Below are 16,895 nucleotides of genomic sequence, written 5' to 3' on the forward strand. Positions count from 1 at the left end.
GTTAGTTCTTCGGTTTGATGTTAAAATTGCCAACTCTTCTGAAAACAGGCTCGATTGGAGTTCCGAGTAAACTTTTTTCGAGACTATCGGTTTCAATTGCCTCTTTGAGCATTACTAAGACTTCGGAATATGCTTTCAAAGTATATGCAATATCTTCATCGGAATGTGAATAAGACATATTGTGAAATCCTGACCACAAAATGCCACGTTTCAGGAACTCTTGTTGCATGAATGATTTCATAATTAATGGATTTCCGGCTTTTGCATCGAACGTAAGCATTGTTCTGAACGGATAGCCGCTAATTCCTACATAATCAATTCCAATCTCATGAATCATTGATTTGATACCGTTTTTGAGAATTGTGCCTTTATTATGCAAAGATGCAATTACATCTTTTCGTTGCATTTCTTCTATTGTGGCTTTAGCTGCTGCCAATGACAATGCTTCGCCACCAAAAGTCGTAAAGAAAAATACATCTTTATCGAGCAATTGCATAATATCGGCTCGCCCGGTGAGAATTGACAAGGGCATTCCGTTAGCAACTGCTTTGGAAAATACAGCCAAATCCGCTTTTATTCCAAAATATTCTTGTGCACCACCCATAGCCATTCGGAAACCCGTCCACATTTCATCGAAAATTAGGACAATTCCCTTTTCTGTGCATATTTCGCGTAATTTATGAAGAAAATTATCTCGCGGCTCCTCGAAAACAACGGGTTCGAGAATGATTGCGGCAGTATCTTCATCAATTGAATTCAAAACGCTATCAATGTCATTATAAGCAAAAGTATATGTCAAATCTGTGATTTCCTGCGGAATGCCTTTGTTGCGGTCTGTAACGGCGATATACCAATCATGCCAACCGTGATATCCACAACATAGCACTTTGTTTTTCCCTGTGAAAGCTCTTGCTAACCGAATAGCAGCGGTCGTAACGTCGCATCCCGTCTTGCTATATCGCACTGCTTCTGCATTAGGGATAATTGATGAAATTAATTCAGCAACTTCAACTTCCAATGGGTGCATCAGCGAGAATGTAATTCCACTTTCGAGCTGCTCTTTAATCGCTTGGTCAACACTTGGGTAGCAATATCCGAGCGATAAAGGTCCGACGCCCATAGTATAATCAATATATTCATTGCCATCAACATCCCAAACGTGAGCACCGGAGCCTCGCTGCAAATAGTGAGGTGCAATTCCGCGTACGTGTTGCCCGGGTCCTTTTGCCAAAGTTTGCGTTCTTGCAGGAATTAATTTCTCAGCTCGTGCAAGCAATTCCTTGGATTTTTCAATTTTCGGGAAATTATCGTTCAATCCTACTGTGTTAGCCATCTTATCTGCTCCTTTTGAATTCATCGTAAATCCTGTTCGCTATCAAACTTCCCGCTAAACCTTCGTGCAATAAAATATCATCAATATTATGGGCAGGTTTGAAGTATTTATCCTTCAATCCCATCGGCAATACCGGACAAAATAATTTATTGCGATTTAAGATTTGGCAAACTGCTGAATACAAGCCGTTGGATTCGAAATGGTCTTCGAGAGTGACTATAAGTTGGGTTTCATGTGCGGCATTCAAAATCGCTTCAGTATCAATTGGCTTAACGGTTCTCAAATTGAAAAGTCTGACCGAAATTCCTAATTCTTCGAGTTTTTTGGAAGCGAGTAGCCCTTGCTTGAGCATTGGTCCATAGCTGAATATTGTAACATTGATTCCATCTTTAATTTGCTCGGCTTTGCCAATTTCAAATTGTGTTTTGTGGTTGATTATTTTTGGATTATCGGTATAGCGAATGTAGTAAGGCTCATCGCTTGCGATAATTTGCGGCAAACAGAGCAACAAATCATCAATATCAGCCGGTGCGAATACATTCATGCCGGGGATGCCCATCATCAAACCCACATCATCAACTGCTTGATGAGTAGCGCCATTTGCCGTGGACAATATTCCGGGAATGTAGCCTACAAGTTTGACGGGCAACTTCGGGTAGCCAATATCTGTACGAACAAATTCGAAAGCTCTGCCCGTTAAAAACATTGCTAAGGCATGAATTATTGGTTTTTTGCCTCTGAGTGCCATTCCTGCGGCAGCTCCTGCTAATGTCATTTCGCATATCCCGACATCAACAAAGCGTTCGCCTAACATCCCCGGAATATTGCGAATTGCGGCTCTGTTTTCAGCTGTCATCACAACTAGCGACGGGTCTTTTTGGCACAATTGATAAATCAATTGCTCATAGTTTGTTATTTCCGAATTCATGCAATCTCCTTCTTAAACGCTTGATATTCATCGTTGCTAATGTTGCAAAACCACTTGTCCGCTTGATTTTCCCACTCTTTAATTCCCTTTCCTCTTATCGTATCAGCGATTATTACACTTGGTTTGCCGTAGGAATAAGGCACGTCATCAAGTGATTGTCTGATTTCCTCGAATGAGTGCCCGTTAATTCGTCTGACACCGCAATTGAATGCTAAAAATTTATCAGCTATAGGCTCGATTGGCAACAAATGTTCGGTTTGGAGATTTGCTTGAAATTTATTTCGGTCAATTATTATAATTAAATTGTCAAGATTTTTCGATGCTGCTACCATTACGGCTTCCCAATTGGAACCCTCGTTTAATTCGCCGTCTCCGAGTATGACAATGACTTTATTATTTATTTTGTCAATTTTCAATGACAATGCAACTCCAACCGAAATTGGCAAAGCATGACCGAGTGAACCGGAATGGAATTCAATTCCCGGGATATTCGTGTTCGGATGCCAATAAATGTCATCTTTTATTTTTAAATGATTATTAAATCTTGCCGCATCAAGCCAGCCAAGTTCCGCAAATGCCCCATAGAGCGCCGGAACCGCATGACCCTTGGAAAGGAATAAAAAATCCCGCTCATCTGAGACAAGCAATTCCTTGCTGATATTCATGTAGTTATTGTACAAGTACGTAACGAGCTCAACCATCGAAAGTGAAGCGCCGGCAAAGCATCCTCCGTTCGTGGACATCTTGAGAATGTGTTGGCGTACATTTTTCGCGAATTGAGTCAATTCTTTTTCGCTGTGAATTTTCAAAATATTTACCTTTTATTTTTAATAATTTTTGATTGTCTTTAGTTCGCTCAGATGATTTTTGTACCAATATTCACCTGCGTAATCCTTGTTTAGTTGCATGATTTCCGGCTTTTCTTGTAATAAATCCAATATATCTTCAAGCTCGAAATATTTCTTATTCGGATATAAATTTTCATATATCGCTTTGATAAATATTAAATCTTCGGGGTAATCAATCGTAAAGCGGTGGCTTTTGGAAAAATCTAATTCGCTTTCCCAAATTACATTTTCGATGCGAAATAATTCCGGATTTTCCCAAATGTAAGGCGTCGTATGTTCAAGTTCGAAGTCTTTGCTTGCATTTTGCCAAACGTTTTGCATAGCTTTCATGCTAATTATTTCCACATCATTGCCATCAGGATAGCTCGCCGGATGGAGATTGCTTACGTAGTCAATTTCGGGAGATAATTCGATGTATTTCGCTAAAACTTTGTCAATCGCTTTCGGTGAAATTAGTGGACAATCCGATGGAATCTTGACGATTGCATCTGCTTCATAAGCCAATCCAGCTTTATAGTGTCTATCGAGCAAATTATTTAGGTCGCCCCTGAAACAGTGAATGTCGTGAAGTTTGCATAGCTCTACAATCGGCTCGTCACTTTCATCTGTACTTGTTGCAACAACAATCAAAGGTTCAAGCTTCGATTGTGAAATTCTCTCATATTGATGCAAAAGCAATGGTTTTCCAAGCACTTCCTGAAGAACTTTCCCGGGGAACCTTGTCGAACTCATTCGAGCTTGAATAACAACGACTATTTTTAAGCCCATGCTCACAGAACTCCCGCAAGTGAGCTGACATAATTTTTGATTCTATTTTTAAGTTTTACTGTTTTGGGTTCTTTTTTGGTCAGCTTTTTATTATTGAGCAATTTCAAGCATTCTTGAGCAATATTTAATGCAGATGTACCGCCATTCTGGATAGGAGTCATTTGCTTCAGCTCATCAATTTCAAAATATGAATAGACCTCTTTCCCTAAAGCAATTCCGGTATAAACCACAGTCGAATATTTTGTAATCAACACATCGCAATTAGCAATCATTTCGTGAATATTTTCCTGAGTGTAAACCAATGCTTCGGGAGCGTATTTGTTGATTTCAGCCGTAGCTTTTTCGTGATTTTCATTCGGATGTAATTTGAAAATTAACTGCTTTCCATTGGCAATTTTTACTGAATATTCAATAAATTTTTTCCTGTTTTCGAATTTGAATGTCTCGCGCGAATCGGAGGTGGCAACTAAAACAAAATTTCTATACGGAAAATCATTATTGGCGTATTCTTGGCAATTATCGAAATTCGGAATGCCAGTAACTCGGATTTTTTCCTCCTTGATGCCATTTTGCACAAATAACTGCTTATATCCCTCAGATGCTACACAAAATATGTCATATGCGTCGGATAAGCCATTTGTGGAAGTGCTTGCAATGTATCGCGGAAACTTAAACCACTTCACCAAGTAATATGCGAAATTCTTTGGGTCAGTCATCCCTTCTTGCACGAGTATGAGCTTCTTATTTTGGATATTCTTGGGAACGAGCAAATCGCTGCAAGTGACAACCAAGTCATAATTGTAGGAATTGCCGTAGTAATCCACGCGAAGATTCTCTTTCCAAAGGTAATTCATTGATGCCCCTTTGAAACTTCCGCCCAATATCGAGAAATCAAGATAACCTTTTCGAGCTAAAACATCAATGTAGCCATCGGCATAATAAGGTGTGAAAAAACAGTTGTAATACTCGAGGTGCTTAGAAATTGCGTGCATCATTGTGGTTTGATTCAGCGAACCGCAGATAAATAATATGTTTTTAGTTTCCATTCGTTTCAATTTTCCTTTTAATTTTATTTATCAAAAGTAAACTTTGAATTTGAACGCAATATTAAGGAATAAATAATGTTCTGTTAATTGCTGATGGCTCTGTTAACCTTGTGTTAATCAATGTTTTCGTACATTAACATTGCGGGGCAAATGTTGATATTTGCTTATGAATATGAAGATTGGTTGAATATGAAAATAGATGAAGCAGGAAATTTTGTCGGTGTGAGAGGATTTGAACCTCCGACCCCTTCGTCCCGAACGAAGTACGCTACCGGGCTGCGCTACACACCGAACAAACCAAGTACAAAAATAGCAAACTTGCACGACATTTGAAAGAATAATTTTTTCATCCGACTATATTTTCTCGGTGCTTTTTTAAGTGCCGAAAAATCAATATATTTGAGATTGATTTTTTATGAAATTAGTGTTAATAATGATTACTATTGACTATACTCAAATGATACGCTCATCCAAGTCTGACAACTATTTTGGGCATATTCGCATGTCATATCGCAAACGAACACTTTTTGCTCGCCTCATTCCCAAGAAACAAATTTTACAAACATAAATAAATTTATCATGAACATATCTGAAAAAATCGTAATCTTAGACTTTGGCTCACAATACACCCAATTGATAGCCCGTAAAGTCCGTGAACTCGGCGTTTACTGCGAAATTCACCCATTTTCTGTCAAATTGGAAGCGCTCCAAGCCATCAACCCAAACGGACTCATCCTTTCCGGCGGACCTTCGAGCGTATTTGAAAGCGATGCTCCAATACCCGGCTTCAACGTTTTCGAGCTCGGGATCCCCGTGCTTGGCATCTGCTACGGCTTGCAACTAACCGCATTCCAACTCGGCGGAGAGGTGGACAAAGCCGCAAAACGCGAATATGGCAGAGCTACTTTGCGAATTGACTCATTCGACGACCTTTTTGATGGCGTCAATGCTGCAACCACTGTCTGGATGTCACACGGCGACGCACTCACGGCTCCACCCAAAGGATTTGAAATCATTGCTCATTCGGATAATTCGCCGGTTTGTGCAATTCGCTCAGCAGACAAGCAAATTTTCGGAGTGCAATTCCATCCCGAAGTGCATCATTCCGAGCAAGGCAACATAATTTTGAACAATTTCCTGCGAAAAATTTGCAAAGTAGAAGCAATCTGGTCTCCGACATCATTCATCGAGCAAGCTATCGCAGACATTCGCGAGAAAGTCGGCGATGGGGGAGTGATTTGCGCCCTCAGCGGCGGAGTAGATTCCACCGTGCTTGCGGTGCTGCTGCACAAAGCAATCGGGGATAAGTTGCATTGCATCCACGTTGATTCCGGCTTGATGCGACTGAACGAAAGCCGCCAAATCTACGATTTATTCAAGCACCATTTCGATATTTCCGTTGACATCATAGACGCCGAGAAGCTCTTCCTCGATGCACTCAGCGGCGTTAGCGACCCCGAAAAGAAGCGCAAAATCATCGGCAACAAATTCATCGAAGTTTTCGAAGTGGAAGCCACAAAATTCAACGATGCGAAATGGCTCGCCCAAGGCACACTTTACCCCGATGTCATCGAGTCAGTCTCCGTAAAAGGTCCATCGGCAACAATCAAATCCCACCACAACGTTGGCGGGCTGCCCGAAAAAATGAATCTCAAAATCATCGAACCATTTCGCGAGCTGTTCAAAGATGAAGTGCGTGCCGTCGGTCGCGAGCTCGGAGTGCCCGAATGGTTCGTGAATCGTCACCCATTCCCGGGTCCCGGACTCGGCATCCGAATTTTGGGCGACATCACCAAAGATAAAATCGTAACCCTCCAAAAAGCCGACGAAATCTATCTCGACGAAATCCGCACTGCCGGGCTTTACGACGAAATCTGGCAAGCATTCGCCGTCTTGCTGCCCGTGAAATCGGTCGGCGTAATGGGTGACGAGCGCACCTACGAGAACACCGCCGTACTTCGCGCCGTAACCAGCGTGGACGGCATGACTGCAGATTGGTACCCGATGCCCTACGAAGTGCTTGCCCGCATGAGCAACCGCATCATCAACGAAGTGCGTGGCATCAACCGCGTCGTTTACGACATCACCAGCAAACCACCCGGCACCATCGAGTGGGAGTAGGTTAACAGCATTTTTTGATTAATTATTTATAAAAAACTTGAAATTATGACAAAACAGGAAATTTTAAAATCAATTAGCGACTTTTTCAAACAGGAAATTATTCCTTATGACACTGTAAGTTCGGTTCAATTTGACTTTGAACCAATCAATGATTATATTGCTTCCTTGAGAAGTAAAGTAAAATCGGAAACTGCAACAGGACAGCTGTTTTACGAATTTATGAAAAATATTTTTGAAGGTGAAGTTAAACCGGAAGTCAATATCGAAGGGCGATTTATTGATTTTATTTTGCATGATAGAGGTACAGGTAATCCCATATGTATCGAACTTAAACCGCTGTTTTCTTATAAAGATTCCAAAAATGCTCTAACTCGATTTGATTTCAATTACAGAAAACATGAGAATCAGATTAAAAATTACCTCAGCAAACGTAATGTTGAATATGTGATTTTAACAAATGTCGAGCATGTTTATATTTTCAATCGTAACGCTCTAATCAAGTTCGAACCTTTTTCGAGTACTACTTTTGTTGATTTGATTGATGATTACATTAATACAGGAAATATGTGGGATGTCCTTCGGCGAAGGGAAGATGATGAATATACGCATGATTTGGACACGGCATTTTTTAATGATTTAAAAAAATGGTACTCCGAATTTAGTTATGTCAAGATGTTAGGCAATGCGAATTTTTCTCATGAAGAAGTTGTTGTGCTCTTCTTGAATAAATTCATTTTCATTAAAACTCTTGAGGATTACGGTTTAATTCCATATCGCTTTATTCAAGATGAATTTGAAAAAATGGTAGATAGATGGGGCGTTAAGGGAAATCAACAAGTATTTTCTAATTTTTTCAATGTTATTGAGAAATTTTTTCAAGATTTCTATAATACCGAACTTTTTGACCATTATTTTTGGGATTATGTTGACAAAAACAAATCTAACTTAACCACTTTCCGAAAAGTATTCGAACTAATTCTTGGTTTAGATAGATGGTCAAGCACTTTTGGCAAGGGTTTGGTTCATTATAATTATAGAAAAATTAACGAAGACATTTTCGGTAAAGCTTATGAAACATGGATAGCCGAAAATCGAAAAGATGAAGGAATTTACTATACTCCGGCTTCAATTACTGTCTATATGGCTGATATGATTGTGGATTCACTTTTTGAGCAACCTGTGAATGAACTTATTGCCGAATTGAAAAAAAGCAACTTAGATGAAAATCTTGTTCACTCGTTGACTGATAAAATCACTTCTATCAAAATTATTGACAGCACATCGGGCAGTGGAAGCTTTTTGATAAAGGTTTTAAGGAGAATATATACTCATTATGAGCGGTTGAAAGATTCTACTGAATGGGCGAGTCAATTTGATAGCAAAAAACTGGCGAGTACGCCCATAAATGTTAGAATTGTTGACCAATTCCGTCAGGATATGGATTTTATAACCGGCAACGAACTTTTTCTTATTTCCAAGATTATAATCAGACACATTTTTGGTGCCGATAAAGATGAAAGAGCGATTGATACTGCAAAAACTAATATGTGGAAGGAAGCTGTTAAACTCAATCCACAAATTTACAATTTCAGATATTTACCTGAAGAAAAAGAACATATTTTACCAAATCTGGGAATGAATTTCATAAAAGGGGATTCTTTATCCGATATTGATTTTGATTTGCAGATTCAAATAATTTCTGAGAATTTCAAAGACGAAATTATCGAATTGCATCTTATCCGAAATAGTTATCTATATGATGTTTTCAATCCTGCATTGCTTGAAAATGTGAATAGCATTAAAGATATTATTCGTAATAAATTGAAAGAGGAATCAGATTTCGCCGATGCATTATTTTTTCCGCTCGAATACTTCTTCTGCTTTTTTGATAAGCATGGCAATCCATTACCGAAATCTCAACGCGGTTTTGACGGAATTATCAGCAATCCGCCTTGGGAAGCTATTAAACCCGTGAAAAAGGAGTTTGCGAAACAAGGTAAATTTGAAATGGATGTCCTTAAATTTAACAAATGGTTCGATTTGAAAATCAATACTGATGCTGAATTTAAAGTAAAATGGAATTCATATACCGACAATTACAAGAAATACACTCAGTACCTTTATTCAAAATACTCTCACCAAAGTTCCGGCGACCCGAATTTTTACAAATTCTTTATGGAAAGAGATTTCCAAATTATCAAGGATGATGCTTTGTATTGTTTGCTTGTGCCTTCCGGCTTCCAAATTGATGAAGGTGCAAATATGCTACGTAAGCTGTTAATCGAAGATAACAAACTGATGGAACTTTCTTCTTTCGAAAATAAAGGTTATCAAGAGCTTGGTAAAAGGAACAAAACAAAACTATTTCCGGAAGTACATCCACAATTTAAATACTCTGTTGTATATGCCCGTAAAACTAAGCTAGAAAGTAGTAATTACAAATTCAAAGCAAAATTTTATTTGCATAACCCGAATGATTTATATAATGACGATTTTATATACTACGATATAGAGAAAATAAAACAATTCTCTCCGACTAATATTTCCATTATGGAATTCAAATCCGATAAAGATTATGAAATTTGCAGCAAGATTTTGAGTGACCACAAAAAAATGTTGGATACTAATATAAAATTAAGAAGCGAATTTCACATGACAAATGACAGTAACTTATTCAACTCTTTGGATGATTTGAAAATTGCTAAGGGCAGAAAATTTCTGAGGCTTTACGAGGGCAAAATGATTCATCAATATAACGCCAATTATTCTATCCCTCGATATTTTATTGACGAAGAAGCTGCCTGTGATATACTTTTACGTAAAGTGCTTCATCGGATTAAATCCGAAAATAAACTTTCTGCACAAGAGATTGACACACTTGATTATGGAGAAAATTTCAAACTTGACTATCAAACTTACAGGCTTGCTTATCGTGCTATAGGACGTTCTACAGACGAGCGTACTTTGATTTGTTCAATCATCCCAAAAAATGTGTTTATTGGAAATTCACTCATACATGTGATTAATATTAATAACCAAGTTGACGGAAATAATATTGTTACTAATCAAACTAATATCAATGACATAATTAATATTATGGCAATATTAAACTCATTGACGTTAAATTATTATGTGAGAAATAAAATTTCAGCAAATCTAAATATGCACTTTATTTATGAAATGCCAATTGCAGAAGCCGGTGAGAGTGTTAATAAACGTTTGTCCGAACTTGCCTTCAAGCTATTATATTTGTCAAGCGGAAAAATGGAATTTGAAGAACTGAGAGAGGAACTTGGCATATTGATTCACGAAAGTGATGCCCCAACATTACTTCGAGCAGAAATCGAAGTGCTAATTGCTCGCGATTTATACGGATTGACCAAAGATGAGTGGAAGCACATCACTTCAACTTTCACATATGGTGATGGCAGTGAAACAAAAGCCGAAATGGACGATTTCATCAAAGCTTCTTTTGATATTTGGGTTTAAATGAAAAAAAAAAGCTATCCGACTCTTTCAAATCGGATAGCTTGTAGAGAATTGTGAAGATTCTTATTTTTCGTAATCTAAACCAATGATTTCTGAATCTTTCCAGATGCTGAGTTTCTTTTCAACCATTTTGTCGTAAATCATGGAATTAGCACCAAAGAGCAATGATTTTGCATCGTAGCCCAGAAGTCTGAGGAATGCAGCAAGCATCGAGCTTTGTGTTCCTGTGTGGCAATAGATGATGACTGGTTTGTCTGTTGGCAATGTTGTCAAGTCCTCTGAATATTTCAAGCTTTGTTTTGGAGTGTATTGGATTGCTCCGGGTATATGTCCCGGGTCGAGATATTGTGCTTCAGTCCAATAGTTTGCTATGAAATATTTGTTCAAATCTTGGAAAGTGGCTTGAGCAGTGATGCCGGCGGGACCGAAACCTTCTGCGAGCAATGCTTCAACGCGTGCTTCTAAGATTTCTTTGCCGGTTTTTTTGCCTGTATTAAGTACGGGCAATTTGCCTTTTGCAGGTTTTGCAGGGCTTGGTGTATTCACGAATTGTGTTGCATATGAATTACCAATCGCACCTTTCCATTTTCCTGCGAAGTCATTGTGCCATGAGCTCATACCGAATTTCAGGTCGAATACTTTGTCATAACCCAAAAATCTCATCAATGAAGTTGCAAAGCCTGCTGATTGTCCTGTATAGCATACTAAAGCGACTTTGTCATATTTAGTCATGTCAATTGTTTTGATATGAGTAAGTACGTCTGCCAATGCTACGTTAACAGCATTTTTGATGTGACCTAAGTCGTAATCTACTTTTGCACGGATGTCAATGATATAAGCTTTACCTGTTTGGTTTAGCGTATGCAAATCACTTGCAGTGATTAATGCAGGTAGATATGTGTTCACATAGTCGCCGTTTGCTTCGATATACTTAATCATCAATTCGCCTTCGTTTATCGTTGGCGTTGTTGTTGTGTCATCATCGGAACATGAAACGACGAATACGATTGCTAATAAAATAGCAAAGAATTTTGAAAATCTGTTCAACATGGTTTTTACTCCTTGTAATTTAAAAAAAAAGATAATTATATACTATTACTGAACTTCCCAACTTGCGGGCAATTTGCCGTCAACAGTTATGGGTTTAGTTGCTTTAATTTCCCATTCTAACAAATCCTCTTCGAAGAGGTATAATTTCTTATTGCGGAATTTGCCATCTTCTTTTATAATGTGACAATTATCGCCACAACTTTTGCCTGCAGCAACTTGAGTGACTTCAGTCCAACGCAATATGTTGTGAGGAGTTGTGTAATTGTATGTCGGGAACACATCAAAGTTGGAGTAGTTTGGTGTGCCGAATTTCTCGAATGTATCAGGTGCTCCCGGCGTTCTTCTAACAAGTGCAAATTTGTATGGTTTAGTATCGGGTATAGGGTTCATAGCAATTTTGAAGTCTTGGTATGATGTGATTCTGACGCCCTCGCCTCCAACGTGACAACTGCCGCAACTATTATATTTTTGCGAATGGCAGCTTTGACAATTAAATGTATCCCAATGCAAGGTATGGTACATATTTTTTTTCTCGATACCTGTGTGGCAATCTGTACATGCGGGTAGTTTTGAGTATGCATAGCGATGTTCTACAATTGTACCGTCGCCATGAATTTCTTCTTGGCTATGGCAACTTGTGCAAGTCATTCCTTTTGTTTGATGAACATCTGGTTTTGTGCCCGGTGCTACACCCAAAAATGCGTGACCGCCACGAGTTTTGTGGCAAGCAATACATGTGTTGAGCATGTCGGGTTCTTTGCTGAAATTGTGTCCGTCCAATAGTCCACCACCTGATGCATGAGGACGATTGACGTGGCAATCACCGCAACTTGCATGGCAAGTAGCACAATTCTTTCCGTAGCCTTGTTGCATTTCGAAGGATAATTTGGAGAATTCATGCGCACCGCTCAATCCGGAACGCATGGTAACTTTTCGTTTTTGCCCCCATCCTTGTTGGTGCAAGCTGTTAGTATGCCCTGCAACGATGTCTGAATGGCATGAAGCACATTTTTCCTGCGCATGTTGTGATGGTTTGGCAATGAAGTTACCACCGTGTGCCACGACTTTGTCGTCAGTTTTGTCAACACCGTTGTGGCAATCAGTACAAGCAATCTTGTAATGTTCTGATTTTTTGTATTCTTCAAATCCCGAACCACCAAGATATACAGCGTCATATACTTCAATGTGAGGGACATCGCCACCGCATCCACCACCACCCGGGTCAACATATGGCTTTGCTACAGCCTTGAGATGAGCGTAATTAGTGTGGCATCCTTCGCAAGATGCTACACTTTGATTGTTGTTGTTGTTGTTGTCCGACGGTCCGTCGTCAGAGCAACTTGCTATAAACAGAAAGACTGTTGTTAGAGCAATAATAAAGAGATGGATTTTGTTCATATCCTACACCTTTTTCAAATTTATAAGAACTTTTTTACAATATTCCTTATCGTTCATGTAAAATTAACAAATAAAATTGTACTATGCAAGAAAAATAATATAAAATTCACAAAAAAGTTGAAAATAATTAAATATAAAGTGATTTAGATAACAATAAACTAAATATTAAGCACGCATAAACTATGAAAATATGTCATAATTCATATGAATTTTGATTAAAATGACTAAAATGTCATAAATATGGCAAAAATTTCGTAATTTTGCTTTTCTATATTTTGACACTTATATATTTATAATGACTATATGAATAACGAGGGTGATATGTACGATTTTGAATTTAAACCCTTTGATGAGATGACCCCCGAAGACTACGCTCGCGTAGGTTTCATGTCCGGGCTCGAAGTACATCAACAATTACTGACAGACCAGAAATTGTTTTGTCGTTGTCCGGCAGGCAAATATCAAAAATCATACAATGCCGAAATCCTTCGGCATATGCGTCCTACTTTGTCGGAGCTTGGCGAGTATGACGGTACTGCATTGATGGAATTTAAAACCAAAAAGGATATTATATATCGTATCCATTATGATACAGTGTGTACCTACGAAATGGACGACACTCCGCCGTTTCAGATTAACGAGCAAGCGCTTGATATTGCGATTGAAGTTGGTATGCTCTACGATGCATATATTGTGGACGAGCTCCACATTGCACGTAAGCAATACTTGGACGGAAGTATCCCGACGGGCTTTCAACGTACTGCAATCACAAGTGTGGGCGGTAGGATACCATATAAAGACAGATATATCAATATAATTCAAATGTCAATCGAAGAAGATTCGTGCCGTGAAACAAGCGACGTAGGGCATAGAAGGGTCTATTTGACTGATAGATTGGGCATGCCCTTGATTGAAACCGTCACTTACCCCGAGATGAAAACACCTCAGGAAGTGGCTGAAGTAAATCAAATTCTTCGCAGATTAGTTCGTTCAACAGGCAGAGTTCGTACAGGTGTGGGCGCCGGACGCGAAGACGTAAACGTCAGCGTAACAGGCGGTACACGTATAGAAATCAAAGGTGTTCCGAGTATTAAACGAATTCCACTTCTGACATATAACGAAGCTATGAGACAATGGAATTTGCTCAGAATGAGGCAGTCGCTTGCAAATAAAGGCATCACACCGGAAACATTCAAAGCAAATTTCGAAGATGTGACAAAAATCATTAAGAAAACTCACTTCAAACCTATTGCCGATGCTATTCAAAATGGTTTCAAGGTAAATTGTGTCAAACTTGACGGTTTTGCCGGTTATCTCAAATGGCAAACCCAAACTGATACTTATTTCTCGAAAGAAATTTCGGATAGAGTTCGCGTAATTGCGTGCCTGACTACATTGCCAAACATTATCCATTCGGATAATATCAGCGAAACACTCGCATCGGCAGAATGGGTAGCACTCAAGAAATTTATGAACGTAACTGCTGATGATGCTCTGATATTAGTTTGGGGCGATGACGCTGATGCACTAATGGGAGCAAACGAAATTATCATTCGTGCCCGCGAAGCTACAATTGGCATACCTTCTGAAACGCGTCAAGCATATCAGGACGGAACAAACGGTTTTGAAAGGATTTTACCCGGACCCGAAAGAATGTATCCCGATACCGATTTGCCGCCGAAGCCAATTACCGATGAAAGAAAGAAACTTATTCGTGCCAGAGCGCCCGAGCAAATTTGGATTCGTACTCAAAAATATACAAAGCTCGGCGTTCCCGATGACTTGCTCGAAGAATTGGCTGTTTCAAGATTTGCACCTTCTTTCGAGTTGCTGATTGCAGAACCTTTCAACTTGGACCCCGTTTTTGTTGCCACTGCGATTATCCAATATCCAAAAAGATTACGCAGACGTGGATTGCCAATCGAAAAATTGACTCACGATGAGTTTGAAAAAGTATTCAAATTATATTCATCAGGAAAAATTTTAAAAGATGCTGTATTGATAGCCTTAGATATGTTTTTGCGTAACGGCGAAATTGATGAATCAAAATTGCCGAGCCCATGCACTGATGAAGAAATCAATATTCGCGTAGGAATGGCAATGAAGCAAATCAATCATATAACATTAATCAACCCCGAGAAAAAATACGAAATCGTGATGGGTATAATAATGGACGATTTAAGAGGCAGAGTGGAAGGAAAGATGATTAGCGAAATGGTTTCAAGTATATTAAATTCGGAGATGAGTAATGGAAGATAAGGAATTATTCAAAGGATACAGCAGCATTACGCTCGATGTAATGAAGAAATGGGGTGCTTTCGTTTGGAGCGACATTGATGTCGAAACCTCCGAAGGTTCAAAATATTCGGGTATAATTTTGCCACGCTCCGAAACCGCAGATAAATTGCACTTAGTTCTGAAAATGGCAACAGGTTACAATATTGGTATCAGAGCCGATAAGATTTCCTCAATTGTAATCAAAGGTCGCAAAGTTGCAAATTACAAAATTCCTGAAAAGGCGTTTCCATATGACAAAGGCAAACCACGTGTCAAGCTTTTTGGCACCGGCGGTACTATTGCAAGTCGTTTGGATTATCGTACCGGGGCTGTTATTCCGGCATTTTCACCGGGCGAACTTTACGGTTCCGTCCCTGAATTAGCTGACTATTGCAACTTAGAAACTGAAAAACTTTACGGAGTATTCTCCGAAAATATGGGTCCCGAACAATGGATTGGCACTGCAAATGCAATCGCCAAAGAAATTGAAAAGGGCGTCAAAGGCATCGTAATCGGTCATGGCACTGACACAATGCACCACACTGCAGCTATTTTATCATTCATGATTCAAAATTCACCTGTGCCGATTGTCATGGTTGGTTCGCAACGTTCGTCGGACAGACCCTCATCGGATGCTGCATTGAATTTGATTCATGCTGTCAAAGCAGCCGGAGAAAGCGATATTGCTGAAGTTATGGTTTGTATGTTCGGTCCTACGTCGGATTCCTACGGATTACTGCATCGCGGAACTCGAGTTCGTAAAATGCACTCATCATATCGCTCAACTTTCCGCACGATTGGCGATATTCCCTTGGCAATGATTGACAGAAATAAAATTTCTCCGCTCAGACAAGATTACAAGCGCCGCAGAACTGACAACAATTTCATTCTAGCTCCATATTTTGAAGAAAGAGTGGGCATGGTCTATTATTATCCCAATATGATGCCCGATATGATTGATTCGATGATTGATTCGGGATATAAAGGCATTGTGATAGCCGGAACCGGGCTTGGTCACGTCAACAAGCCGCTTTATCCTGCGCTGAAAAGAGCTAAAGATAAAGGTGTCGCAGTTTACATGACCGTTCAAACGCTTTGGGGCTATGTCCAAATGTACGTTTACGAAACCGGTCGTGAAATGATGGACCTCGGTGTTGTTCCTACTGCAAACATGCTTCCCGAAGTTGCCTACATGAAACTTTGTTGGGCTTTGGGGCAGACTTCGGATTTGGAAAAAGTAAAAGAAATTATGTTAGACCCAATCAACGGCGAAACCACTGATAGAGAGCCATCAAACGGCTATCTTGTCTATCAAGGCGGCATCCCCGAAGTTGAAGAGTTTATCTCGAAGTTTAGGAAGTAGGTTTTATTAAAAGCAAAAAAAAATGGAGATGAAAGTTTATTCATCTCCATTTTTTTTATCGTCCCGTCAGGTGTTACAACTGACGGGAGGAAAACAAAATCATAGAAATCATTCTTTCACAAATATCTGCGTCCGATTACCGATACGAATATAGTACAAACCACGAGGTAGAGATCCTACATTCATCTGATGACTCTGAGTCATCGGATGAATTAATCACATCTACAAACGTCAACTTATCTTCACCCACGAATGAATTCATGGGCTATGTTTT

General features: G+C 39.3%; 11 protein-coding genes and 1 tRNA gene. 4 read left to right on the forward strand and 8 right to left on the reverse strand.

What is annotated here, in order from left to right:
• Window position 1: 1 nt before the first annotated feature.
• From M9949_09485 to M9949_09510, 6 genes are all read right to left on the reverse strand, one after another.
• Window positions 2-1,333, reverse strand: coding sequence for an aminotransferase class III-fold pyridoxal phosphate-dependent enzyme (locus tag M9949_09485; protein MCO5251638.1), 1,332 nt, complete (start codon window positions 1,331-1,333; stop codon window positions 2-4).
• Window position 1,334: 1 nt separating this feature from the next.
• Entirely contained in the window at window positions 1,335-2,261 is a 927-nt protein-coding gene (locus tag M9949_09490; GenBank protein MCO5251639.1) for a transketolase, read from the reverse strand.
• On the reverse strand, window positions 2,258-3,070 hold the full coding sequence (locus tag M9949_09495; GenBank protein ID MCO5251640.1) for a thiamine pyrophosphate-dependent enzyme: 813 nt from the start codon (window positions 3,068-3,070) through the stop codon (window positions 2,258-2,260). The genes M9949_09490 and M9949_09495 overlap by 4 nt, the downstream gene beginning before the upstream one ends.
• A gap of 18 nt (window positions 3,071-3,088) precedes the next feature.
• Window positions 3,089-3,877, reverse strand: a complete 789-nt coding sequence (locus M9949_09500; protein MCO5251641.1) for a glycosyltransferase family protein — start codon at window positions 3,875-3,877, stop codon at window positions 3,089-3,091.
• 2 nt (window positions 3,878-3,879) lie between these two features.
• Window positions 3,880-4,923 (reverse strand): CDP-glycerol glycerophosphotransferase family protein, encoded by a 1,044-nt coding sequence (locus M9949_09505; protein ID MCO5251642.1) that lies wholly within the window; start codon window positions 4,921-4,923, stop codon window positions 3,880-3,882.
• Between the two features lie 217 nt (window positions 4,924-5,140).
• Window positions 5,141-5,214, reverse strand: a tRNA-Pro gene (locus tag M9949_09510).
• A 288-nt stretch (window positions 5,215-5,502) separates the two neighbouring features.
• Here M9949_09510 and guaA point away from each other — a divergent pair.
• On the forward strand, window positions 5,503-7,044 hold the full coding sequence (gene guaA, locus M9949_09515) for a glutamine-hydrolyzing GMP synthase (GenBank protein MCO5251643.1): 1,542 nt from the start codon (window positions 5,503-5,505) through the stop codon (window positions 7,042-7,044).
• 45 nt (window positions 7,045-7,089) lie between these two features.
• The gene (locus M9949_09520; GenBank protein ID MCO5251644.1) at window positions 7,090-10,533 is read left to right on the forward strand and encodes an SAM-dependent methyltransferase; all 3,444 of its coding nucleotides are present in this window, start codon (window positions 7,090-7,092) and stop codon (window positions 10,531-10,533) included.
• Between the two features lie 63 nt (window positions 10,534-10,596).
• Here the strand turns inward: M9949_09520 and M9949_09525 are convergent, their stop codons facing one another.
• Both M9949_09525 and M9949_09530 read right to left on the reverse strand, forming a co-directional pair.
• Complete coding sequence (locus tag M9949_09525; GenBank protein MCO5251645.1) at window positions 10,597-11,583, reverse strand: rhodanese-like domain-containing protein; 987 nt, start codon at window positions 11,581-11,583, stop codon at window positions 10,597-10,599.
• A gap of 45 nt (window positions 11,584-11,628) precedes the next feature.
• Window positions 11,629-12,981, reverse strand: coding sequence for a hypothetical protein (locus tag M9949_09530; GenBank protein MCO5251646.1), 1,353 nt, complete (start codon window positions 12,979-12,981; stop codon window positions 11,629-11,631).
• 303 nt (window positions 12,982-13,284) lie between these two features.
• Between M9949_09530 and gatE the strand changes: the two genes are divergently transcribed.
• Together gatE and gatD are read left to right on the forward strand one after the other, a co-directional pair.
• Window positions 13,285-15,240 (forward strand): Glu-tRNA(Gln) amidotransferase subunit GatE, encoded by a 1,956-nt coding sequence (gene gatE / locus M9949_09535; protein MCO5251647.1) that lies wholly within the window; start codon window positions 13,285-13,287, stop codon window positions 15,238-15,240.
• Window positions 15,230-16,621, forward strand: coding sequence for a Glu-tRNA(Gln) amidotransferase subunit GatD (gene gatD / locus M9949_09540; protein ID MCO5251648.1), 1,392 nt, complete (start codon window positions 15,230-15,232; stop codon window positions 16,619-16,621). The genes gatE and gatD overlap by 11 nt, the downstream gene beginning before the upstream one ends.
• Window positions 16,622-16,895 lie beyond the last annotated feature (274 nt).

The sequence above is a fragment of the Candidatus Kapaibacterium sp. genome, from assembly GCA_023957315.1.
In the GTDB taxonomy this organism is placed as follows: domain Bacteria; phylum Bacteroidota; class Ignavibacteria; order Kapaibacteriales; family UBA2268; genus PGYU01.